The 21,883-nt window shown below is 40.2% G+C and carries 21 protein-coding genes; 13 read left to right on the top strand and 8 right to left on the bottom strand.

Annotated features, from left to right (window positions below; genetic code table 11):
- Positions 1 to 53 precede the first annotated feature (53 nt).
- Entirely contained in the window at positions 54 to 1,970 is a 1,917-nt protein-coding gene (gene htpG / locus IYN84_RS05625; RefSeq protein WP_196138175.1) for a molecular chaperone HtpG, read from the top strand.
- Positions 1,971 to 2,065: 95 nt separating this feature from the next.
- Positions 2,066 to 2,500, top strand: coding sequence for a hypothetical protein (locus tag IYN84_RS05620; protein WP_196138174.1), 435 nt, complete (start codon positions 2,066 to 2,068; stop codon positions 2,498 to 2,500).
- 107 nt (positions 2,501 to 2,607) lie between these two features.
- Here IYN84_RS05620 and IYN84_RS05615 read toward each other — a convergent pair whose 3' ends face one another.
- From IYN84_RS05615 to fabV, 3 genes are all read right to left on the bottom strand, one after another.
- On the bottom strand, positions 2,608 to 2,889 hold the full coding sequence (locus IYN84_RS05615) for a hypothetical protein (protein ID WP_196138173.1): 282 nt from the start codon (positions 2,887 to 2,889) through the stop codon (positions 2,608 to 2,610).
- Between the two features lie 54 nt (positions 2,890 to 2,943).
- A complete protein-coding gene (locus IYN84_RS05610; RefSeq protein ID WP_196138172.1) occupies positions 2,944 to 3,423 on the bottom strand; it encodes a hypothetical protein in 480 nt (159 codons plus the stop codon).
- 190 nt (positions 3,424 to 3,613) lie between these two features.
- Entirely contained in the window at positions 3,614 to 4,792 is a 1,179-nt protein-coding gene (gene fabV, locus IYN84_RS05605) for an enoyl-ACP reductase FabV (RefSeq protein WP_196138171.1), read from the bottom strand.
- A gap of 222 nt (positions 4,793 to 5,014) precedes the next feature.
- Here fabV and IYN84_RS05600 point away from each other — a divergent pair, with 222 nt between their 5' ends.
- Positions 5,015 to 5,857 carry an ABC transporter substrate-binding protein gene (locus tag IYN84_RS05600; RefSeq protein ID WP_196138170.1) on the top strand — a complete coding sequence of 281 codons (843 nt, stop codon included), beginning with the start codon at positions 5,015 to 5,017 and terminating at the stop codon, positions 5,855 to 5,857.
- 82 nt (positions 5,858 to 5,939) lie between these two features.
- Here the strand turns inward: IYN84_RS05600 and IYN84_RS05595 are convergent, their stop codons facing one another.
- Positions 5,940 to 8,153, bottom strand: coding sequence for a M3 family metallopeptidase (locus IYN84_RS05595; protein WP_196138169.1), 2,214 nt, complete (start codon positions 8,151 to 8,153; stop codon positions 5,940 to 5,942).
- 158 nt (positions 8,154 to 8,311) lie between these two features.
- Positions 8,312 to 8,707: a rhodanese-like domain-containing protein gene (locus tag IYN84_RS05590; protein ID WP_196138168.1), complete on the bottom strand. Its 396-nt coding sequence runs from the start codon at positions 8,705 to 8,707 to the stop codon at positions 8,312 to 8,314.
- Between the two features lie 154 nt (positions 8,708 to 8,861).
- Here IYN84_RS05590 and IYN84_RS05585 point away from each other — a divergent pair, with 154 nt between their 5' ends.
- Genes IYN84_RS05585 through IYN84_RS05570 form a run of 4 tightly spaced genes read left to right on the top strand, consistent with a single transcriptional unit; the run spans position 8,862 to position 13,808 of the window.
- Positions 8,862 to 11,405, top strand: coding sequence for an RND family transporter (locus IYN84_RS05585; RefSeq protein ID WP_196138167.1), 2,544 nt, complete (start codon positions 8,862 to 8,864; stop codon positions 11,403 to 11,405).
- A 19-nt stretch (positions 11,406 to 11,424) separates the two neighbouring features.
- The gene (locus tag IYN84_RS05580) at positions 11,425 to 12,267 is read left to right on the top strand and encodes an outer membrane lipoprotein-sorting protein (protein WP_196138166.1); all 843 of its coding nucleotides are present in this window, start codon (positions 11,425 to 11,427) and stop codon (positions 12,265 to 12,267) included.
- A gap of 31 nt (positions 12,268 to 12,298) precedes the next feature.
- Positions 12,299 to 13,561 carry a hypothetical protein gene (locus tag IYN84_RS05575; RefSeq protein WP_196138165.1) on the top strand — a complete coding sequence of 421 codons (1,263 nt, stop codon included), beginning with the start codon at positions 12,299 to 12,301 and terminating at the stop codon, positions 13,559 to 13,561.
- A gap of 31 nt (positions 13,562 to 13,592) precedes the next feature.
- A complete protein-coding gene (locus IYN84_RS05570; RefSeq protein WP_196138164.1) occupies positions 13,593 to 13,808 on the top strand; it encodes a DUF2892 domain-containing protein in 216 nt (71 codons plus the stop codon).
- 26 nt (positions 13,809 to 13,834) lie between these two features.
- Here the strand turns inward: IYN84_RS05570 and IYN84_RS05565 are convergent, their stop codons facing one another.
- Together IYN84_RS05565 and IYN84_RS05560 are read right to left on the bottom strand one after the other, a co-directional pair.
- Positions 13,835 to 14,158 (bottom strand): helix-turn-helix transcriptional regulator, encoded by a 324-nt coding sequence (locus tag IYN84_RS05565; protein ID WP_196138163.1) that lies wholly within the window; start codon positions 14,156 to 14,158, stop codon positions 13,835 to 13,837.
- A gap of 199 nt (positions 14,159 to 14,357) precedes the next feature.
- Complete coding sequence (locus IYN84_RS05560) at positions 14,358 to 14,573, bottom strand: bacterioferritin-associated ferredoxin (RefSeq protein WP_196138162.1); 216 nt, start codon at positions 14,571 to 14,573, stop codon at positions 14,358 to 14,360.
- A gap of 173 nt (positions 14,574 to 14,746) precedes the next feature.
- Between IYN84_RS05560 and bfr (IYN84_RS05555) the strand changes: the two genes are divergently transcribed.
- On the top strand, positions 14,747 to 15,211 hold the full coding sequence (bfr, locus tag IYN84_RS05555) for a bacterioferritin (protein WP_196138161.1): 465 nt from the start codon (positions 14,747 to 14,749) through the stop codon (positions 15,209 to 15,211).
- A 58-nt stretch (positions 15,212 to 15,269) separates the two neighbouring features.
- Entirely contained in the window at positions 15,270 to 15,737 is a 468-nt protein-coding gene (bfr, locus tag IYN84_RS05550) for a bacterioferritin (RefSeq protein ID WP_196138160.1), read from the top strand.
- Positions 15,738 to 15,832: 95 nt separating this feature from the next.
- On the opposite strand, the gene IYN84_RS05545 is transcribed toward bfr (IYN84_RS05550), so the two are convergent.
- Entirely contained in the window at positions 15,833 to 16,378 is a 546-nt protein-coding gene (locus IYN84_RS05545) for a DUF2062 domain-containing protein (RefSeq protein ID WP_196138159.1), read from the bottom strand.
- Positions 16,379 to 16,502: 124 nt separating this feature from the next.
- On the opposite strand from IYN84_RS05545, the gene IYN84_RS05540 reads away from it, so the two are divergent.
- The 4 genes from IYN84_RS05540 to msbA all read left to right on the top strand — a co-directional run bounded on the left by IYN84_RS05540 (position 16,503) and on the right by msbA (position 21,873).
- The gene (locus IYN84_RS05540) at positions 16,503 to 18,869 is read left to right on the top strand and encodes a DNA internalization-related competence protein ComEC/Rec2 (protein ID WP_196138158.1); all 2,367 of its coding nucleotides are present in this window, start codon (positions 16,503 to 16,505) and stop codon (positions 18,867 to 18,869) included.
- Between the two features lie 229 nt (positions 18,870 to 19,098).
- The gene (locus IYN84_RS05535; protein ID WP_196138157.1) at positions 19,099 to 19,713 is read left to right on the top strand and encodes a MotA/TolQ/ExbB proton channel family protein; all 615 of its coding nucleotides are present in this window, start codon (positions 19,099 to 19,101) and stop codon (positions 19,711 to 19,713) included.
- Between the two features lie 5 nt (positions 19,714 to 19,718).
- A complete protein-coding gene (locus IYN84_RS05530; protein ID WP_196138156.1) occupies positions 19,719 to 20,135 on the top strand; it encodes a biopolymer transporter ExbD in 417 nt (138 codons plus the stop codon).
- The gene (msbA, locus tag IYN84_RS05525; RefSeq protein ID WP_196138155.1) at positions 20,128 to 21,873 is read left to right on the top strand and encodes a lipid A export permease/ATP-binding protein MsbA; all 1,746 of its coding nucleotides are present in this window, start codon (positions 20,128 to 20,130) and stop codon (positions 21,871 to 21,873) included. Before IYN84_RS05530 ends, msbA begins: the two co-directional genes overlap by 8 nt.
- The last annotated feature ends 10 nt before the right edge of the window (positions 21,874 to 21,883 follow it).

The raw sequence follows: 21,883 nt of genomic DNA, 5'->3' as shown, positions 1-21,883 counted from the left end.
GGTCGTTTTTAACGAAAATTTATTAATTGGTCAAAATTTGATAGGAAGAAGCCATGTCTGAAACTGTGACAAAAGAAACCCATAGTTTTCAAACTGAAGTAAAGCAACTACTTCATTTGATGATCCACTCTCTATATAGCAATAAGGAAATATTTTTAAGAGAGCTCGTTTCAAATGCTGCTGACGCTGCAGATAAGCTGCGCTTTGAAGCCTTGTCTCATGATGATTATTTTGAAAATGACAGTGAATTGAAGATCCGCATTACCTCAGATAAGGATGCCGGTACTCTTACTATTTCTGACAATGGTATTGGAATGAGTCATGATGAAGTCATGTCAAATCTGGGTACCATTGCTCGCTCGGGCACTGCTGAGTTTTTAAAAAGCCTAAGTAAAGAACAACAGTCGGATAGCAATCTAATCGGACAGTTTGGTGTAGGATTTTATTCTGCTTTTATCGTAGCCGATGAAGTCGAAGTTAGAACTCGTCGTGCCGGCTTAAAAGCTGATGATGGCGTTAGCTGGCGCTCAAAAGGAGAAGGAGAGTTTACTGTTGAAGGTATCGAAAAGCCCGAGCGTGGGACTGAAATCATTCTTCATTTGAAGGATGACGAGAAAGAGTTTCTAGAACCATGGCGCTTACGCTCTGTTATTTCCAAGTACTCCGATCACATTTCGCTTCCGGTAGAAATGGAAAAAGTGAATATGGGAATGCCGGAAGAAGAAAAGAAAGAAGAGGATGAAATTGTCGTTCCAGAATTTGAAGTAGTCAATAAAGCGACCGCTTTATGGACTCGTCCAAAGTCTGATATTAAAGATGAGGAATACAAGGAGTTTTACAAGCATATTTCTCATGACTTCAGCGAACCATTGACCTGGGCACACAATAAGGTAGAAGGTAAACAAGAGTACACTAGCTTACTTTACTTGCCGAAAAAGGCGCCTTTCGACCTTTGGAATCGAGAAAAGCCTCGAGGTGTCAAGCTCTATGTACAACGTGTGTTTATTATGGATGATGCTGAACAGTTCTTGCCGGTTTATCTTCGAATGGTAAGAGGTGTACTAGATAGCAATGATCTGCCACTAAATGTTTCTCGAGAGATTTTGCAAGACAGTGGTGTTACTCAATCTTTAAAAAATGCATGTGTTAAACGAGTGCTTAGCATGTTGGAGAAAATGGCTAGAAGCCAGAAGGAAGATTACCAAGGTTTTTGGAATGAGTTTGGAAGTGTTTTAAAGGAAGGTCTGGCAGAAGATTTTGCGAACAGGGAAAAGATTGCAGGTTTGATGCGCTTTGCTTCAACCAACGATAATAACGATTCTCAAACTGTATCCTTGGATGATTATATCGAGCGTATGAAGCCTGAACAGGATAAAATTTACTATCTGGTAGCTGATAACTTTGCAACAGCCAAGAATAGTCCTCATCTGGAAATTTACCGTAAGAAAGGAATTGAAGTCTTACTTCTTTCAGACAGAATTGACGAGTGGGCTATGGGTCATTTAACGGAGTTTAAGGATAAGAAACTACAAGCAGTAACCCATGGTGAGCTTGATCTTGGTGGCCTTGAAACGGAAGAAGATAAAAAAGCTGCAGAACAAGCGAACAAAGACAATTCAGATTTGATAGACAAAATGAAAGAATACCTTGGAGACAAGGTGGAAGATGTTAAAGTTTCTTCCAGACTACATGAGTCTCCTGCTTGTGTGGTCGCAGGTAAAGATGGAATGAGTTTGCAAATGGCCAGGATGCTTAAAGCTGCAGGACAACCAGCGCCCGATTCGAAGCCTGTGTTTGAAATCAACATCGAGCATAAATTGGTAAAGCAGTTGGCCCAGGAAATGGAGCAATCAGAATTTGAGGACTGGGTTGCATTGTTATTTGACCAGGCTGTTCTTGCAGATAGTGGTCATTTAGATGATCCTGCTTCTTTTACGCAAAGACTAAACCGTCTACTTCTAAATAAATAAATTTGAAGCCATAAAAAGGGAGCGTAGCTCCCTTTTTTATTAATGTCAGAAAAAATGCTAATCTTTGGTTATGCCTGAGTCAACTAAGCGAATTCATGAGCCCCAAAAATAGATTACTTCAATTAGTGGATCGAAATCTTTTGGCTGTTATCAGTCTAGCTGTAGCTATTGCAGCTTTGAGCTATAACTCATGGAGAAATGAACATAGTGAAGACAATAGGAATCATAGAGCGGCAGGTTTCGAAATCATGCGAGAAGCTGCACATTTGCAATTGACTGTCGATCGAGCGACCTATGCATCAAACTTTAAAGATGATGACGCTATTCAAGGTTGGGTGAGAGTGAATTTGATAGTTTCGCTTTCCAAAACGACTACAAAAGAGATAAAGGAGAAAGCGTTGGCTCTGAAAAAAGTATGGGAGGAAAACTGGAGTCAGCTTTATCAAAGCGAAGAAGCAAATAAAAAAGTCACCAAGTCTATTAATTTACTTGTCGAACAAGTGAGTTTTAATTTGAAGTCGCTCAGATAGTAAGCATCGATGAATATCATAAACAATAACAGGCTTAATAGAGCCAGTTGAGGAAAAGTTGCTAACCGCAATTATATACGGCTAGCGTTACATAGTTTGTCATCTAACTAAACATTAATATCCAGTTGGCTTCCCAGAGTATCGTCAGCGTTTGCATTTTGAGGTTGTTGGGTCTGCTGCTCTCTTGACTCATTTCTTACCTGATTGTTAGTTTCACTTGATTCAGAGTTTGCTGCAACGGTTTCTGTTGAGTTGTTGAGTGTTTCGTTGGTCGTCTGACTCTCGTTAACTTGACTCTGCTGTAAGTTTTGTTCAACTTGTTGTTGATCATTATTGGTTGGCCTCGGGGCGTTAAGGTTTTGACTGGTTGGTGATATATTAATCGCCATTATTGCCTCCTATAATGAATGTTGTTTCGGTTAAACTATTTAACAATATTAATCTTAAGCGCTAGTGTTAATTAAGCTACCAACACTTGCCTGTTGCCTTAATTTCAATTTTTTTAAAGCTAATTCTGACTCGCGTTTTTCCAGTTGTAGAATTTCCTTTTCTATACTTTGCTGCTCTTCAGTTAACTGTTTCTTTTGTTGTCGAACGCTACGTTGCTGTTGATCAACATTCGCAATTAAACTGCTTGTTTCATTCCTTTTCTGGGAGAAATTCGCTTCAGTTATATCCGGTTGTCGTAAATCATTCACCTCTTGTGTAATATCAACAAAGGGTGCCTGTATAAAGTCGTCCTGGTTGACTGATACCAGCGGCTCAGGCTTCAATAGATTCACTGGGCCAGTGGTATTAATCTGTATGTTTTGAGTCGAACTGCCTGTTTCTGGCTCAGTTGTTAAAGCGCCGGATATTCTCGGTTGCAAACCTCCGACTGAGCCAGTCAAACTTGTATTTTCGAAACCGACCGAAATTGCCACGACAACACCTGTATAGTTATTAGTTAAATACTATCAGTGTTTTCAACTACTTATTAAACATTTGTGGCTTTAGGATTTTATTATTACTTAAAATATGATTATTGTAACTCTGGGTTATATGTTGGAAATTCCCGAGGAATAAAAAAGGCGACCAGTATGGTCGCCTTTGGAGATGACAAGGTAGTTAAATCTACCAGTCTGCTAATGGGCTTACGTCCTGGTCATAATCAACAGAGTCAAAGGCGAAGCCAAAGAGTTTTAGAAAATCCTCGTGATAACCTGCATAGTCACCTAATTCAGGGAAGTTTTCGGTAGTAACTTTAGGCCAGATAGCCTTGATCTTATCCTGGATTTCATCGCGAGTTTCTACAGTGTCCATTCGCAAACGGTTAACTTCATCTGTCACAGGGTTCTCAGTAAGTAACAGCTTGCGGAAAAGACCATCTATCTGTTCAATGACTCCTTCATGACAGCCTTCATCTTTCATAACCTGATACATAAGGGAAATGTATAGAGGCATCACTGGAATCGCTGAACTAGCCTGAGTGACTACTGCTTTTAATGAAGTCACGTATGCTTTGAGGTTAATGTTCTTGTAATTTTCATTAATCGCGGCAGAAGCTCTGTCAAGGTCTTCTTTGGCTTTGCCGATAGTTGCGTGCCCATAAATTGGCCATGTTAATTCTTTACCTATATAGGTGTAAGCAGTAGTTTTTGCATTTTCTGCTAAAACTCCAGCTTCGTTTAGAGCCTTCATCCATAGCTCCCAGTCTTCTCCACCCATTACCTTGACTGTATTGTTAATTTCGTCTTCTGTTGCAGGTTCAAGTGTTATTTCGTGAACAATCTGTTTACTGGTATCGAAGGTTTTAGTTGTATAGGTATCACCAACGGGCTTCAAGCTTGAAATGTAAGTTTCTCCTGTATCCGGGTCGGTTCGTCTGGGAGAGGCAAGGCTATATATTACCAGGTCTACCTGACCTAAATCTTTCTTAATAAGGTCGATTACATCGGCTTTAATCTGGTGAGAAAAAGCGTCTCCGTTTATTGTGTTGTAATAAAGACCTGCCTTTTCAGCTTCTTTATGAAAAGCTGCGGTATTGTACCATCCTGCAGTTCCTGTTTTACGCTCACTTGGTTCCTTTTCGAAACAAACGCCCAGAGTTTTCGAGCCAGCACCAAAAGCCGATACAATTCGAGACGCAAGTCCATAACCAGTGGAACATCCAATAACCAGAACGTTTTTAGGCCCGTTTTCAATAGGTCCTTGATTTTTAACGTATTTTATTTGCTCTTCTACGCTAGCAGCGCACCCTGAAGGGTGAGCATTTGTACAGATAAAACCTCTGACTTTTGGCTTAATTACCATAGGAGTTTTTCCTTGTGTTATTAATCAATTTAGCGGTTTAATTTATAATTTTAATCCGCTATTACAAAGCATGCGGCATGTTACCTCGCATTGTCGTGGATTGAAAGGGGATTTGAAGAGGTCGGCGAAGTTGTTTTTTTGTGGATATTTATTAACACGGCTGCAATTATCAAATACTTGGCTAATATTATTTAGAGAGATATTTACCAAGGCATAGAAGGGATGACTGCAGCTATTGAGGCTTTAATGACAAGATTGTCTAGTGTTGTACGTACACTATTGGTAGTGGTCTGGTTACCATTGATGTCTATGCAATCGGCTGTGGTTACAGCTAGCGAGATGGTGGCAGATGGACAATGTGAATTAGTTTTTGGGTGGGATGTGGTAAAGCCATACCAATATTGGGGAGAAGATGGCAAGGTCACAGGCCTTCAAATTGATTTAGTCAAAGCGATTGTCAGTAAGAGTGGCTGTAGGATTAAATTCAGGAATGGTACCTGGCATACACTTCTTGGGGATTTGAAGCAAGGAAACATTGATTTTATGGCTGACATGACTGTCAGTGATGAAAGAAAAGAATATGGCATTTTTTCTGATGCCTATCGCAGGGAGTCTTATACCCTTTATGTCAGGAAATCAGATTACCTCAAATACATAGAGATGGATCTTGAAACAATGCTGGAAGGTGGTTTCAGAATAGGGTTAACGCGAGGATATTTGTATAACAACAAAATTGAAGAGCTTAAAATACAGCCGAGATTCAAGTCTCAATTTAGCTATGTAGATAGTAATTTTAAAAATTACGAAAAATTACTTAATGATAAAGTTGATGGTTTTCTTGAAGACTCAATGGTAGCCGGTTTTACTTTAAGAGATAGGAAAGTACAGGAATTGGTTAAAGGGATGCCTTTCGAGTTTTATACGGGAGAGATTTCATTCCTGTTTAGTAAAAAAAATGTTTCACTCGAGTACGTTAAAAGATTCAATGAGGCGATGGAAAAGGTAAAGAAGACCGATGAATATGAAAAAGCCTGGATTAGAGGTTTACAGACCCGAGATGACTGACGGTCGAGTGTACTAATTCGGGCGCTATAAAAAAGGTAGCTCATAAAAAGAGCTACCTCTATTAGTGACAAGGCTCTAGCTTTTATTTTGTAACTGGAAAACCTCGATCTCTCATTAGTGCCTCAACTTTTGCATCTCTTCCTCTGAAAGCTCGATAGGCTTCTGCAGGATCGACTGCGTTACGTACACTAAATAAGTGCTCGACAAGTTTTGCTGCGACGTCTTTATCGTAGAAACCGCCAGGGGCTTCAGAGAAAGCTTCAGCAGCATCAGAGGTCAGGACTTCAGCCCACATGTATCCATAATAGCCTGCAGAGTAGCCTTCGCCCGAGAAAATATGACTAAAATGTGGTGTTCTATGGCGCATCACTATCTCTGATGGCATGTTCATCGCGGTAAGAGTGTCTCGCTCGAATTTGTCTGGGTCTATACCTTCAGGGTCCATAGTATGAAGCTTCATATCGATTAATGCAGAAGCTAAATACTCTGTTGTCTTAAAGCCTTCATTGAAAGTTGATGCATTCTTTATTTTGGCTACCAGTTCTGCAGGCATAGGCTTACCTGTTTGATAATGAGTAAGGTACTGATTAATGACCTCATCAGTGGATAACCATCTCTCTAAAAGCTGGGATTGAAACTCGGTATAGTCCCTTACCCCGTCATTTAGGGTTGGATAGGCGACTCTTGACGAAAGTGCGTGCAGGGCATGTCCGAACTCATGGAAGAATGTTTCTGCATCATCCCAGGAAATGAGCACGGGCTCACCAGGCTCACCTTTAATAAAGTTTGAGTTGTTTGATGCCAGGACGTTCTTCTTACCCTGAAAAGTAGTATGGCTACGATAACTGGTTGCCCATGCGCCAGAACGTTTTCCCTGGCGTGCAAAAGGATCAAGATACCATAAGCCAACATGCTCTCCTGAAGTTAAGTCGGTTACCTCCCAAACTTTCACATCTTCGTGAAATACAGGAACACTGCCTTCTTTTACAGGGGTGAATTTGAAGTTGAATAAACGACCGGCCACATAGAACATAGCTTCTCGAAGCTTATCCAGCTGCAAATATTGTTTGACTTCGTCAGAATCAAGTGAATATTTTGCTTTACGAACTTTTTCCGCATAGAAGCGGTAGTCCCAAGGCTTAATATTGTCTTCCATACCTTCCTGAGTAGCGATTGCCTGCATATCTGAAACTTCCTGCTTAACTCTCGCAATTGCTGCAGGCCAAACTTGTTCCATTAGTTTGATCGCATTTTCAGGCTTTTTGGCCATGCGATCTTCGAGGCGCCAGGAAGCATAATTTTTGTAGCCGAGCAGGTTGACTCGTTCATGTCTGAGCTTAAGAATCTCTGCTATTAGCGCATTATTATCATATTCATCACCGTTGTCACCGCGGTTATAATATGTTTCCCACACTTTCTTGCGAAGTTCTCTTTCGGTAGAGTAGGTAAGGAATGGATCCATTGAAGAGCGGGTATTTGTTATTGCAAATTGACCTTCCTTGCCTCGTTCTTTGGCCGCTGCTGCTGCCGCCTTCACTATAGAGTCTGGTAACCCTCCTATTTGCTCCTGGTTTAGATAAAGAACATAATTTTCTTCATCAGCTAACACGTTATTAGCAAATTTGGTATGAAGTTCGGCCAATCGCTGGTTGATATCGGCGTAGCGCTGTTTTGCTTCTCCATCGAGGGTTGCGCCGTTTCGGGCAAATCCATTATAGGTCAATAGAACCAGTCGCTGCTGATCTGGTCTCAAGGACTTGACTTCATCACTCTGATAAACAGCTTGAACTCGTTTAAAGAGTTTTTCATTTTGATTAATTTGTGAAACAAAGGCTGATAATTTGGGCGCCATCTCTGCTTGAATCGCTCTAAATTCTGGTGAGGAACGGTTATTGCTCCATATACCCCAGAAAGTAAAGATACGGTTTAATGACTCACCAGCTTTTTCCATTTCAACAATTGTGTTTTCAAAAGTTGGTGATTCAGGGTTGTTGGCGACTGTTTCAATTTGCGCCAGGTTTTCCTTCATGGCGATTTCCAGTGCCGGTTTTAAATCCTCCAGCTTTACTTTGTCAAATGCTGGGACACCTTGAAAAGGACCTGTCCATTCCGCTAGCAGGGTATTTGTGTTAGATATCAAATCTGCATTACTATTTTTGTCGCTAGTATCACTAGTAACTGACACATTTTGTTCATCTTTTTTGCTGGCAGTGCTAGCTGCTTTGTCATCATTGCTACCACATCCTAAAAGGAGGGTAGAGACAACCGAAGCAATTAAAAGCTTTTCAAACTTCATGAAGTTATTCCCCTTAAGTTAAATTATCTAATTCTATTTATATAAAGCGTTTCTACCATACACAGCGAACTAAAAAGAAACTAGATAAAATATGTAATATTTCCTTTATGTCGACAAAAACAGTAAAAAAATCAACTTCTTGTCGACTTCGCGCAAACTTAGTAGTGATAATTTTCTTCTTTCGAAATCTGATATCCTTCCGCTTCCCAACCCATGATGCCTCCTTTTAGGGAGAAAACCTTGTTAAATCCGAGTTTGTTCAGGGATTGAGCCGCTAAAGCAGAACGTCCACCGCTTTTGCAATAGAGGTAAATGGGGGTTTCGGATATATTGTCACATAGGAGAGGTTTAACCTTTGGGTGTTCGAAAATTGCGAACTCGATCAATCCACGCGGAATATTGATAGCATGCGAAATAAAACCCTGGCTGTATTCCTCGCCTTCGCGAACATCAATTAACAATGCTTTGTTATCGATTGCGCTGCACAGGTCTTTGTTTTCTATCTCTTTTATTTCACTTCTTGCCGTTTTAACCAGATCTATTGGTGTTTTCATATGACCGGACTACCTGTTGTAATTAAGTTTCTTCAATATATTTACCAGAGTTTATATTAATATTCTATTAGGATTTTTTAAATTAGCTATTGCTAATATAATGTCGATTGAATATTATATTAAACAATTAAAAGTGACTGGAACTATTTCTCGAATGTCAGAAAGACTGATTAATTTCTCCCTATCCAGACCGGTATTGGTATATTGGCTACTCCTTGTGCTCACTATAGCCGCGGGCGCACTTATCGTAAATATTGAAGTCGATACTGATCCTGAAAATATGTTGTCACCAGATGAGCCTGCAAGAGTTTTTCATAACCAGGTTAAAAGTGACTTTATGCTAAGCGATATCATTGTTGTCGGGGCAGTTGCCAGGGAGCAAAAAAGTATCTTCAACCAGAAATCGCTAGCGGACCTAAAGCGATTAAGCGACTCAATATTGAAGTTAGAAGGGGTAAAAACTGAAGATGTTAATAGCCTTTCTACGATTGATAATATAGAGCAAGCTGATCAAGGGACTATTCGCTTTGAGTGGATGATGCCAGAAGAGCCTGTGTCTGAATCGCAAGCACAAAGCATCGGTAATAAGTCATTACGACTACCTTTTGTCGTCAACAGTCTGGTCTCCGGAGATCAGAAAGCGGCAACTATTTATGTACCAATATTGGATAAAAACGAAAGTTACCGTATTGCTCAGGACATACGAGGAGAGGTAGCAAAGCTCTCTAATTCAAATGACTATTACATAACCGGTTTACCAGTCGCTGAGGACACCTTCGGTTTTGAAATGTTTGTTCAAATGGGGATTTCAGCACCTCTAGCCGCTGCAGTTATCTATCTATTAATGCTTTATTTCTTTAGAAGTGCATCTTTAGTCGCAGCGCCGATGGTTGTCGCAATGTCTTGTGTAATTATCATTATGGGCGCGATGATTGGATTGGGTTATACAGTCCATATAATGAGCTCAATGATTCCTATATTCCTTATGCCTATTGCAGTAGTAGACTCGGTTCATGTTATGTCTGAATTTGCGGACCGGTACAAGCCTGGCGAGAGAGCAGAAAAGGTTATTCGAGAAGTGACCGGACACCTTTTCCAACCAATGCTCTTTACATCGGTAACTTCAGCTGCTGGCTTCTTCTCGTTGGCAATAACGCCTATTCCTCCTGTACAAATCTTCGGAGTATTTGTTGGATGTGGAATATTGTTGGCTTTTTTAGTTACCATTTTCTTTGTACCTGCGTATGTTTCTCGTATGAGCGAATCGGCGTTAGTCAATATGCAGAGCAAGCTGCACAGTGGCAATGAGTCAAAAAGCTTAATTGCTAAAACCCTTCCGTCATGGGGACGATTTAGTGTTAAGAATAGTAAGCTGATTGTATTGTTCTGCTCAGTGACGGTAATCGTTTCTGTTTATGGGATTTTTAAGATACAGATAAATGACAACCCGGTACGCTGGTTCAAACAAAATCATGAAATACGAATAGCGGATCGAATATTGAATCAGCATTTTGCCGGAACCTATGATGCTCATCTGGTTTTTGATTTCGAGGAGAAAAAACGGTTACAGGAAAGTTGGTCGGAATCAATTAAACAGCTGGCTAATTCGACTTCGTTGGATACAGAAACTGTGAAAAGGTTGAATGAAGTTCTTAAAAATATTTTAGTTTCGCCTCATCAAGTATTAGCTGTTGCAGATGACCTTGCATTTGAAGCAACTGAAAAAGAAATGCATATTTTGGAAAAAATTATTCTGGAGTCGGAGAAAGCTATAGTTGGCCTAAAAAAGTTTACTGAACCCGAAATGTTGGCCTATATTGAAAAACTACAAGCTTATCTTTTGACATCCGGGTATGTTGGTAAATCTAACTCTGTAGTTGATTTGATAAAGACTGTAAATCGTGAATTAAGAAGTGGTGATGATAGAGATTTTATTATTCCTGATAGCCAGGCTGCAGTAGCTCAAACTTTGTTGCAATTTCAGTCCTCACATCGACCACAAGATTTATGGCATTTTGTGACACCTGATTACACAAGCTCGTTAGTCTGGCTGCAGCTTACCAGTGGCGATAATCAGCACATGGCGCAAGTTGTTGAAACGGTAAACCAATATATTGTTGACCACCCCTTACCATCCGGAGTTTCAGTAAACTGGGCGGGGAAAGCTTACTTGAATTTGATATGGCAAGATAAAATGGTAAGCGGCATGGCAGACAGCTTAATGAGTGCGTTTGTTATTGTATTGGTAATGATGATATTCCTATTTCGATCTGTGATATATGGTCTTCTCGCTATGCTTCCTTTATCGATCACCATCGTCTTTATGTACGGAATGATTGGTTGGACAGGAAAGTATTATGATATGCCGATTGCTGTTCTATCTGCTTTGACTCTCGGGTTATCAGTCGACTTTGCAATTCATTTTATCGAAAGAACCCGTACCTATTATCAGCAGACGGGTAGCTGGAATGAAACTCTAAGTCTAATGTTTAAGGAACCAGCAACCGCAATAAGTCGTAATGCACTAGTTATTGCTTTGGGATTCACTCCTCTTCTTTTAGCGCCTTTAGTTCCCTATATTACGGTCGGAGCATTTTTAGCTACCATAATGGCTGTTTCTGCGATGGTTACTATTATCGTTCTTCCTGCGAGTTTTAACTTGCTGAAAGTTTTTTTGTTTAAAACAAAAGCTTCTTGATTTGTCTAAGGAGACGAAAATGACTAGTCAGAAAATTTCTACTCTAAAATACCTATCTAGCCTTAAGTTTTTACTGGTGTTAGTTGGCTGTATTAGCAGTCCCATATTGTTTGCGAAAAACATCAATGATGACGAACTTACTGCGGATGAAATTGTTGTCAAAGCTTCGCTTGCTTCTTATTACGGTGGTAATGACGGTAGGACGATGGCTCGAATGAAAATTGTCGACGCGAACGGAAGAACTCAACTTCGACAGTTCACTATATTAAGAAAAGATGTCGAAGAGGGAGGAAAGCAAAAATTTCTAGTTGTGTTTTCTCGTCCCACAGATGTGGCCGGTACCGTTTTTATGGTGCATAAAAAACCAGGTTCGCAGGATGACCGTTGGCTTTATTTACCTGCTCTGGACCTGGTTAAACGCATTTCTGCGGGAGATAAGAGAACAAGTTTTGTTGGTGCACACTACTTTTACGAAGATGTTTCAGGGCGTTCTCCTGATGAGGATAAACATGAACTTGTAATGGAAAGTGAAGCATTTTATCAGATGCGTCATACGCCAAAGGAACCCACATCTGTTGAGTTTTCGTATTATTTGACCTGGATAGATAAAAAAACTTTTTTACCGGTCAAGATCCAATACTTTGATGCTAGCAACAAAGCAACTCGCTTAATTGAAGCCGTTGAAACAATAAATGTCCAGGGAATTCCAACCGTTGTGCGAGCGAAAGTAAGTAACTTGACTGACGGTTCCTATACGCTGATGGAGTTTAAGAAAATGACTTATGATCTTGGCATTGATGAGGACGTATTCACGGAAAGTGCTTTAAGAAACCCTCCAAAAAAATGGCTAGATTTTAATTAAGATTTATGTGTCGGGCTGGAGGCGCTAACTGTTGAAAACCTTGTTGCTTATTTTCAGTATCATTGTATCGATGAATGTTCATTCTGCGGAAGAAGATGAATGGAGCGATAGCTGGAGCGAAGAAGAGTGGGGAGAAACCTCTCCCTGGTTTTGGTCGAACAAAGTTGATTATAGCTATGGAGGGCTATTGAAATCTTCTGCAGCTAATATTAATGACTCAACTTTAGATGAATTCAGGTGGCGTTCAAAACTTGACTATGCTGGTAGTAGTTTCAAATTAGAGACAGAAATTGAAGGTTTGTCAGATAAATTCAATAAAGAAGAGCTAAAAATAACTCGTTTTTCTTTGTACAAAAGACTCGGAAAAAACTGGGAAGCTAAAGTTGGAAGACAGGTAATAACCTGGGGAACTGCGGACTTACTTTTTTTAAACGACCTGATGGCCAAGGATTGGCGTTCGTTTTTCAATGGTCGAGAAGACTATCAGTTAAAACCAGAGGTGGATGCTATTCGGCTTAGCTATTATGGACTTGTTAATTTTGAAATTGCATATTTGCCGGAGTTTGCTCCCGATATTACGCCCAACGGTGAGAGGTATTCATTTTATATACCAGGTTCAGGAATTATCCAGCCGCAGCCTGAGATTGTAAGTCTTGTTCCCGACGAGCCAGAGCTATCCGCGAGAGTTTTTACTACTTCTGGTGGAATCGAATGGAGCCTTTACTATTATCAGGGATTCTTTAAATCACCAACAAAATATACCGTTAAAGGGTTCGGTTATGCCGAGATGGATTCTCTGGGTGCAAGTCTAAGATTGCCTGCATTTGGTGGATTGTTTAACGCAGAGATTTCTTACTATAACAGCAAGGAAGATCCTGATGGGACCAATGCACTTATTCCAAATGATCAACTTAGATTTTTAGTTGGCTACGAAACTGAAATTGCAAACGATATTTCTTTGGCGACACAATTCTATCTGGAGAAGACCGGAGATTACCAGTCATTATTGAGTAATGCGCCGAGTAGCCAGGTCTTACCTGAAGAAAACCGTACAGTAGTAACAATGCGTTTAACTCATTTAGCTCTGCAACAGCGTCTGGTGAATTCATTAATGTTTTTTTATTCTCCTAGTGATGAGGATCATTATTTACGTTATAGCTCAACATACAAGATTAGTGATAGTTGGCGCACAGCTTTTGGAGTCAATTTATTAAAAGGAAAAAGGGATGAAACTTTCCTTGCCCAAATGAAGGATAATTCTAATTTGTTTTTTAGAGTCCATTACAGTTTTTAGTGACTGATTGTAAACGATGGGGAGATTGATTATGTCGGTAGAAAGAGCGGTACTAGCATTTGCTGGTTTTATGGTATTGCTGTCAGTTGTGTTGACCTTAGTTGTTCACTCAATGTTTATCTGGTTTACGGCTTTTATCGGAGCAAACCTCTTTCAAAGTGCTTTTACCGGTTTTTGTCCGGCAGCAATCGTGATGAAAAAGGTATTTGGACTTAAGAGTGAGAAAGAACAAGCTCTCGGTTTTTAATCATTGGAGCCGGTTAAAATGTTGTTTTATCCGGCACAATAAAAATCGTGGAGGGTATTAATAATATTCTTTGCTACCCCTTCCTTTAGAGAGTAATAAATTGTTTGAGACTCTCTGCGTGTATTGACCAGATCATCGGCTCTTAGTTTGGAAAGGTGTTGGGAAAGAGCGGATTGAGATAGATCGATCATTTCATTAAGTTCACTGACTGATAACTCTCCTTCTGAAAGAATGCAAAGAATCATCAAACGATTAACATTTGCCAGTGCTTTTAGTTGCTTTGTTGCTGAGTCTGCATGCTCTCTTAAGTCTTCAGCGCTTTTTTGACGACAACTTTGGACTTCATTCATAAAAGAAATAATCAGAATTAATATAAGATATTTCTAATGTAATAAATTAGAGACGGCGTGTCTAGTCCAAGAGTGTATTTCAAAACCTGTATAATTCATCATTTACTGGTGGAGGGCAGGTTCACCGATAGAACCCGGTGGTCTAGCAAAAATAAATCAATTTGCTAATATCAAGGTTAAAATTGAGGGAAGGGCAAGTTTAAGCTGGAACCAAAGACGGGTTTTCTGCCATTTGGGGAATGAACTTCCGTACCCCAGAATTCTCAGCAAGAACTTCTTTTGCAGTTTCTACGCAACGTCCACAGCAATTACCTACACCGAGGTGCTCGGTAATTTGCGCCATCGTTTTTAAGCCATTTTGTTGTGCTTCAATTATTTGCGTATCAGTTACTGCGTTACAAATACATACGTACATAAATAGGTGCTCGTAAAGCGGATTTGAATTTGAGAATAATTATAGGAATCATTCTCATTTAAGTCAATACGGATTCGGAATAAAACGAGTGATTTGGATCAACAAATGTCATAAAAACACGTATACTAGTGCAATTGACCAAATGTTATCCCGCAAACGAAAAGGACAACTCAATGAAAGGTGATAAGCAGATTATTTCTCAACTAAATCAAGTACTAAAGTCACTTTTAACAGGTATCAATCAGTATTTTCTACACTCGAGGATGAGTGAAAATTGGGGGTTTAACCACCTCAAAAAGAAAGATTACGATTATTCTATCTATTTAATGAAAGCTTCAGACAAAGTTATTAAGCGAATTTTATTTCTAGAAGGGTTGGCGAATCTACAGGACCTGGGAAAGCTCTATTTGGGAGAAGATGTTCCGCAAATCTTGAGTGGTAACATGCGTTTTGATTTAGAGTTAAGAAAGTTACTGGTTGAAGCCATTGAGTTGTGTGAAAAGGGGAGTGATTACATTAGTCGAGAAATGTTAGAGTCAATATTGCACGAGTGTGAAGAACAAGTTGACTGGCTGGAAGCCCAGCAATATCTAATAGATCATACTGGACTTGAGAACTATCTGCAGTCGGCAGTCTAGCTAATTTCAGAATAATTCAAGAATCTAATATCATGAATTCGCAATAGGATATTTAAATATGCAAGGTAGTCAGAAAGTTATTGAGCAGTTGCAAAAGCTACTCGAATCAGAAATGAGCGCTTTTGATCAGTACTTCATTCACGCAAGAATGTACGGAGACTGGGGACTGGGTAAGCTTGAAGAGCGTATTTCACACGAAGCTGAAGAAGAAAGGGAGCACGCGCAGCTTCTGATTGATCGTATGTTGTTTTTAGAAGCCACACCTGATTTATCAAAACGTACGCCTCTGAAGATAGGAAAAGATGTTCCGGAAATGTTAAAAAATGACCTGGACTACGAATACCATGTCGCAGATGCCTTAAAAGTCGCAATTAGTGTATGCGAGCAGGAAAGAGATTACCAAACTCGTGAAATTCTACTCAAGTTACTAGCGGATACAGAAGAAGATCATATGTATTGGTTAGAGCAACAAATGGGGTTGATTGATAAAATGGGGTTAGAAAATTTCATTCAAAGCCAACAATAACCAAGTTGAATCAAGTTGAACAAAAAAGCGCGCCTCTAAGGCGCGCTTTTTAGTATGTAAATATTTTAAATAGAACTAGTACACCTAATCTCGAGTTATGAATTGCTATTTGTATTTGCCTCTTGCTTAGCTTTTTCACGCTTTTTTACCCTTTCTTGCCAGGCACTCAATATATGGAGTCTCCAGAAAAGTCGTATACCGAGATAGCCCAGAATGGCACAAATCGTACCGCATAGGAAACAGCCCCATAAAAATGGCGCCCAGAAGTCATTTGCTGCAAGCCAATCCCAGCTTAATTCAAATTCAGCATTTGAGGTGTCCTGACCAAGGGTCCATAGGCCGACTAAATAGGCGAAGCCGAATATTACCGGCATAGTGAGCGGATTGGTAACCCAGACCAGAGCGATAGATATCGCTATGTTGGCCCTGAAGACAATAGCGCCACCGGCTGCTAATACCATCTGGAAAGGTACTGGAATAAAGGCACAGAAAAGCCCAACCAGAAAAGCATGTCCAACAGAATAGCGTGTCAGGTGCCAAAGTTGCGGGTCGTGTATGACTTTACCGAATACCCTTAAAAATCGATTTTCTTTTATCGCGTCTGGATCTGGCAGATAGCGCTTGATGAGTTTGCGCGGCATAATTACTTATCTAAAGTGGTTTTATTTAATCTAGCGGCAAGATATAGTAAAAGCCAGCAATAAACAATTGTTAATAGTCAATGTAGAAGAATTTGACTAGTCCTTATTATCCAGGGAAGAGATAATGCTTAGGCTTGGAATAGCTTATTTAGCGGGATTTTGTTCGCTGCTGATTATAGAAAATCATAGGCAGGCGGAGTACCTTTGTATCTTTTCCTGTCTTTACTTTATATTTTTGTTCGTCTACTCGAAACTCTTTTCTAATAAGCTGAGTTGTGCTCGTAAGATATATTTCGATCTGCTTCGCTCTGCTGCATGCAAAATATTCATTTCCGGACTCTTATTATCCAGTGCCGCTGTCTTATTTTGGAAATACTATTCTGGACAATTATTACAGGCCCCTAGAAAAACAGTTGCTCTGGGATATGTTTGTTCAATACCTCACCTTCAATCAGAGTATAGGAAGTTTGATTTCTGCATAACAGAACTAGAGGGAAAAAAGGTTGGTTTTGCCGTCAGGTCAAAGTTTCAGCTAGGTTGGGGAGCTTACTCAGAGCCTCCATCTGAAGAAATAAAAGCAGGTCAGTTCTGGTCACTGGAATTAAAGTTAAGGCCGGTACACGGGCGTTATAACCCAGGCGGCTTTGATAGTGAAAAGTGGCTAGTGGCACAAGGTTATGCCGGCAAAGGCTCGGTAAGAGGTGGGAAGAAAATAAGTTTGAAGCCTAGTCTCAGTAGCTCTTATCATGGTTTTCGGCAGCATATCTTTGAAAAAATTAGTCGTGCGAGTCAAAAATCTGAGAATCTGGGACTCATTCTAGCAATAACTTTGGGTGAAAAATCTTATATTTCAGATGCTCAATGGGAGTCATTCAGACAGTCAGGGACCTCTCATTTATTGGCTATATCCGGATTACATATCGGGATAGCGGCGCTATGGAGCTACTGGTTGTTTTCGCTTTTATGGAGAGCTAGTAGTCGATTGTGCACTTGGCTGCCAGCTCAAATAGCCGGCCAGATAATGTCTTTATGCGGTGCTGCATTTTTGTTGAGTATGAGCGGCTTTGGACTGCCTGGTCAGAGGGCATTTGTGATGTTGTCTGTTTTTATTATGGCAAGTTGGTCAAGTCGCCACTTTAAGCTAGGCAATGTACTTGGATTAGCAATAATTATCGTTTTAACATTACACCCATTTGCGATTCTTTCAACCGGGTTTTGGTTGTCTTTTATTGCAGTATTCATAATTAGCTGTGTTATTCAGCGCCAGTCTTTGCCTACCAGGAAATTGCAGGGCTATATTATAGTCAATTGGTATCTTTTTATCGGACTAGTGCCGATCAGTATCAGTGTTTTTGGCTTCTACAGTTTTGCTAGTTTAGTAGCAAACTTGATATTGATTCCTTTTACCAGTTTTGTGTTAACCCCTGTGACTTATCTTGGACTTGTGCTGGCATTAGTCTGGGAGTCGGCTGCGGTATTGGTACTCGCTGTAAGTAGTTTTTTGATGGATTTTGTCATTTTTACTCAGAGTCTGGTCAATGCTGCTTCCTTTCTGCAGGTACATATAGATATTTCAGGTATACAGCTAGTTTTGGCGTCGCTTATTGGTTTAGTCTTGCTAGTTCCTCAGAAGATCATTTCGAAAATAGTCATACTACCTTTAACTCTTATATTTATCGGTGTCCATGAGAGCAAACCTGAACAAAGTTTACTCGAAATGGCGGTCTTTGATATTGGACAGGGATTATCCGTCTACCTTGAAACGGAGAAGGGTAATGTTCTATTTGATACTGGATGGGGGAACGAAAATTATGCAACGGCTCAAAGTAGTGTTCTACCATTCTTAAAGGTAAGGGGGGTAACAGGAATAGACAAGTTCATTGTGAGCCATGCAGATAGCGATCATGCTGGCGGGGTTAAGCAGATAGTGGAAAATTTAGCGGTAAACTCGATTATTAAAGGGGAAAAGCTAAGGCCCTGGGCAGAAAAGATAGTCAAATCCAGACAATTGCCATCAACTCTATGTAGCGAAGATGCAAGTTGGAGCTGGGGAAATGTTAGTTTCAACTTTATGGAGCACCTTGGCTGGCCGGAACGTATAGGCAATAATGCATCTTGCGTTCTCTACATCAAGGCTGGAGATAAAAAGATTTTAATCACGGGAGATATCGAGGAAAAGGCCGAAAGAGCGCTTTTAAAGCAGTTGGGTGATGCGATGGATGTTGTAGTTGCACCTCACCACGGTAGCAAAACAAGCTCGACTCAGGCATTTGTGGATCAATTTCGACCTCGGCATGTTATATTTTCTACCGGGTACGATAATCAATGGCACTTCCCTAGAAAAGAAGTTGTTCTCCGATATATTGAAAGGGGGAGTCAAGTCTGGACAACTCATGTTGATGGAGCTCTTCTGGTAAGCGTGTCGCCAGACTCTGGCCTAAAAGTTAATAGTTGGCGACAATTAAACCAGCACTTCTGGTTAAATCCTTGAAAAACTGGGAAGAAATCACAAAATAGAGGGCCAGCAATTGAATGCCTTGATATAATTCTTGTCATAGCTAAAATCGACTGGACTATATCCCGTTGGTTAGCCGTCATCTAATAAGATGGCCGTTCGACTGATTAGATAACAATCAATATAAGCTTGAACCCAACAAAATAAACTGGGTGAAGGCACAATAAATAGAAAAATTTTTCTAATTCATAGGAAGTTTACAATAATGTTCGAATTATTCAGGGCCGGTGGTTGGCTGATGTACCCAATCGCTCTTTGCTCAATAGCTGCTTTAGCTATTTGTGTTGAAAGAGGCTGGAGCTTAAGACGCTCCCGAATTACTCCAAAGCACCTCGTTGCGCAGGTGTGGACTTGGATTAAGAATAATCAACTGGATAAGAGCAAGCTTAAGCTACTTAAGTCCAGCTCACCGTTAGGTGAAATACTTGCAGCCGGTCTTGTTAATCACGTGCACGGCAGAGAAACGATGAAGGAAAGTATCCAGGAAGCAGGGCGCCATGCCGTATTGTCTCTTGAGCGCTACCTGAACACATTGGGTACCATTGCACAGATTACACCGCTTTTAGGCTTGTTGGGAACGGTAATCGGAATGATTGATGTATTTACCGTTATTACCATTCAAGGAACAGGAGATGCTAATGCGCTATCCAAGGGAATTTCAGAGGCATTGATTACTACTGCGACGGGATTGACGATTGGTATTCCAGCTTTGATTTTTCATCGACACTACGAGAGAAAAGTTGAAGAGTTGGTGACTGCGATGGAGCAGGAGGCGCTTAAAATGGTTGAAGTGCTTCACGGTGAGAGAGAAAAAGGATAGCTCAAGTGTTTTATCGAAAGCAAAAACAAGATGTGGCCATAAACCTCACGCCTTTAATTGATGTCGTTTTTTTACTATTGATTTTCTTCATGGTGTCGACTTCCTTTACCAGAGAAACTCAGATCAAGTTAGAGTTACCCAAGGCCGATACTGAGCAGATGCAGGCTGAGCCTAAAATGATAGAAATCAGTGTTGATCGCGAAGGGCGTTTCTTTGTTAATGGAAAAGGTTTGGTAAACTCGCAAGTTGAAACTTTAAAGAAAGCGGTACAGCCCTTGTTGGCAGATGACCCGGAAATACCTGTCGTAATCAGTGGTGATAAAAACACTCCCTATCAATCGGTTGTGTCAGCAATGGATGCTGCTTCACAATTAGGCGTTACCAACCTGAAAATGGCTACACAGAAAAGTACCGATGACTGATAAGAAACAACAATCTAACGGCAGGAGCTATCGTCGACTGCTTAGTTATTTAAGAGATCTCAAAACGCCTTTTATCATTGCAATTTTAGGAAATCTTCTTTATGCCGCAATGGATGTTTGGTTTATTTCACTGACCGAAGTACTTACAGATGAAGGGCTAATTGCTGGTAAGGTTGAAGTTCTTAAATTAGCACCTGTTTTTATAGTAGGAATTATATTTGTCAGAGGGATTGCTTCCATTATTTCAGTCTATTGTATGGACCGAGTTGGTCAAACAGTTGTTCAAAAACTCCGAGAACAATTAATTGAAAATTATATTGGATTGTCATGTTATTTCTTCGACAAAAACTCCTCCGGTGAGTTAATTTCCAAAGTAACATTTAATACGCAGCAAGTAGCAAATGCGAGTTCAGATGCTATTACTAAAATGGTTAGAGAAGGCGGATCCATTATCGGCGCAATTGGCGTTATGTTTTACACGAATTGGCGCTTGGCGAGCATATTCTTTCTATCAATGCCTGTGATCGCTATTTTGGTTGGATTTGCTAGTAAGCGCTTCAAAAAAGTCAGCAGAAATATACAAGATGCAATGGGAGGAGTAACACAAACTGCACAGGAGATAGTTGAAGGATATAAAGTAGTGAAGACCTTTGGTGGTGAAGCCTATGAAACTAAAAGATTCAGTGTCGCTGCACAGACAAATCGCCGTCAACAATTAAAACTGACGCTTGCCAAAGCTGTTAGTGTGCCTTTAATTCAACTCATTGCTGCGTTTGCCATGGCTGGGGTTATTTTTTATTCAGCAATAGAAATGGAGGGGAATAGTTTAACGCCTGGTGAATTCGTGGCTATGATGCTTCTGATGATGTTTATTCTGAAACCGCTAAAAGTAATTTCCAATGTTAACGTAGTATTGCAACAAGGAATTGCTGCCGCAGAAAGTATTTTTGAGATTTTGGATTTTGAGAAGGAGAAAGATGAAGGAACTAGCGATCTATCTTCGATCTCACAGAGTATTAATTTCAGCAATGTTAGTTTTAAATATCCTGAGAGCGAACAACTTGTCTTAAAAAATATTAGCTTCGAAGCAAAGCAGGGAGAAACTGTCGCTTTTGTTGGCAAGTCTGGAAGTGGTAAATCAACATTGACAAATTTGCTGCTCCGGTTTTATGAAGTCTCTGAAGGCGCTATAGAGTTTGATGATAAAAATATCAACCAGTTCAAACTGGCCTCCCTCAGGAATCAAATCGCCTACGTTTCTCAGCAGGTTGTTTTGTTTAATGACACGGTTAAAGCAAATATTGCCTACGGCGAAAAAGAAATTGATGAACAGCGTTTGATAGAAGCTGCTAAAAAGGCACATGCACTGGAATTTGTAGAAAAAATGCCCAATAGATTTGACACTTATATTGGAGAAAACGGTTCCAAGCTTTCCGGTGGCCAACGACAGCGACTAGCTATCGCAAGGGCAATTTATAAAAGCGCACCTATTATTATTTTGGACGAAGCAACCTCGGCTCTTGATACAGAATCTGAGCGACATATACAGGCAGCATTAGATGCACTAACTGAAAATCGAACTACCTTTGTGATCGCACACAGGCTTTCAACTATTGAGCGCGCAGATAAAATAATAGTAATGGAGGAAGGTGAAATAGTGGAGCAAGGCGATCACCGGTCTCTTTTAGAAGAAAATCGTGTTTATGCGAAATTACAAGCAATGCAATTTTCTGAGTAGTTGAAATACC

Origin of the sequence: Aliikangiella sp. G2MR2-5, from assembly GCF_015687155.1 — a bacterium.
In the GTDB taxonomy this organism is placed as follows: domain Bacteria; phylum Pseudomonadota; class Gammaproteobacteria; order Enterobacterales; family Kangiellaceae; genus Aliikangiella.
Note: the sequence above shows the minus strand (reverse complement) of the source record. Positions and strands in the feature narration are given on the sequence as shown.

Excerpts from the sequence above, each read along its gene's own strand:
- IYN84_RS05615 (WP_196138173.1), bottom strand. The coding sequence starts at position 2,889 with ATGGCGATTAATATATCACCAACCAGTCAAAACCTTAACGCCCCGAGG.
- IYN84_RS05600 (WP_196138170.1), top strand. The coding sequence starts at position 5,015 with ATGACTGCAGCTATTGAGGCTTTAATGACAAGATTGTCTAGTGTTGTA.
- IYN84_RS05585 (WP_196138167.1), top strand. The coding sequence starts at position 8,862 with ATGTCAGAAAGACTGATTAATTTCTCCCTATCCAGACCGGTATTGGTA.
- IYN84_RS05540 (WP_196138158.1), top strand. The coding sequence starts at position 16,503 with ATGCTTAGGCTTGGAATAGCTTATTTAGCGGGATTTTGTTCGCTGCTG.
- fabV (WP_196138171.1), bottom strand. The coding sequence starts at position 4,792 with ATGGTAATTAAGCCAAAAGTCAGAGGTTTTATCTGTACAAATGCTCAC.
- IYN84_RS05590 (WP_196138168.1), bottom strand. The coding sequence starts at position 8,707 with ATGAAAACACCAATAGATCTGGTTAAAACGGCAAGAAGTGAAATAAAA.
- IYN84_RS05565 (WP_196138163.1), bottom strand. The coding sequence starts at position 14,158 with ATGAATGAAGTCCAAAGTTGTCGTCAAAAAAGCGCTGAAGACTTAAGA.
- IYN84_RS05535 (WP_196138157.1), top strand. The coding sequence starts at position 19,099 with ATGTTCGAATTATTCAGGGCCGGTGGTTGGCTGATGTACCCAATCGCT.
- IYN84_RS05595 (WP_196138169.1), bottom strand. The coding sequence starts at position 8,153 with ATGAAGTTTGAAAAGCTTTTAATTGCTTCGGTTGTCTCTACCCTCCTT.
- bfr (WP_196138160.1), top strand. The coding sequence starts at position 15,270 with ATGCAAGGTAGTCAGAAAGTTATTGAGCAGTTGCAAAAGCTACTCGAA.
- IYN84_RS05620 (WP_196138174.1), top strand. The coding sequence starts at position 2,066 with ATGAGCCCCAAAAATAGATTACTTCAATTAGTGGATCGAAATCTTTTG.
- IYN84_RS05545 (WP_196138159.1), bottom strand. The coding sequence starts at position 16,378 with ATGCCGCGCAAACTCATCAAGCGCTATCTGCCAGATCCAGACGCGATA.
- IYN84_RS05570 (WP_196138164.1), top strand. The coding sequence starts at position 13,593 with ATGTCGGTAGAAAGAGCGGTACTAGCATTTGCTGGTTTTATGGTATTG.
- msbA (WP_196138155.1), top strand. The coding sequence starts at position 20,128 with ATGACTGATAAGAAACAACAATCTAACGGCAGGAGCTATCGTCGACTG.
- bfr (WP_196138161.1), top strand. The coding sequence starts at position 14,747 with ATGAAAGGTGATAAGCAGATTATTTCTCAACTAAATCAAGTACTAAAG.
- htpG (WP_196138175.1), top strand. The coding sequence starts at position 54 with ATGTCTGAAACTGTGACAAAAGAAACCCATAGTTTTCAAACTGAAGTA.
- IYN84_RS05560 (WP_196138162.1), bottom strand. The coding sequence starts at position 14,573 with ATGTACGTATGTATTTGTAACGCAGTAACTGATACGCAAATAATTGAA.
- IYN84_RS05580 (WP_196138166.1), top strand. The coding sequence starts at position 11,425 with ATGACTAGTCAGAAAATTTCTACTCTAAAATACCTATCTAGCCTTAAG.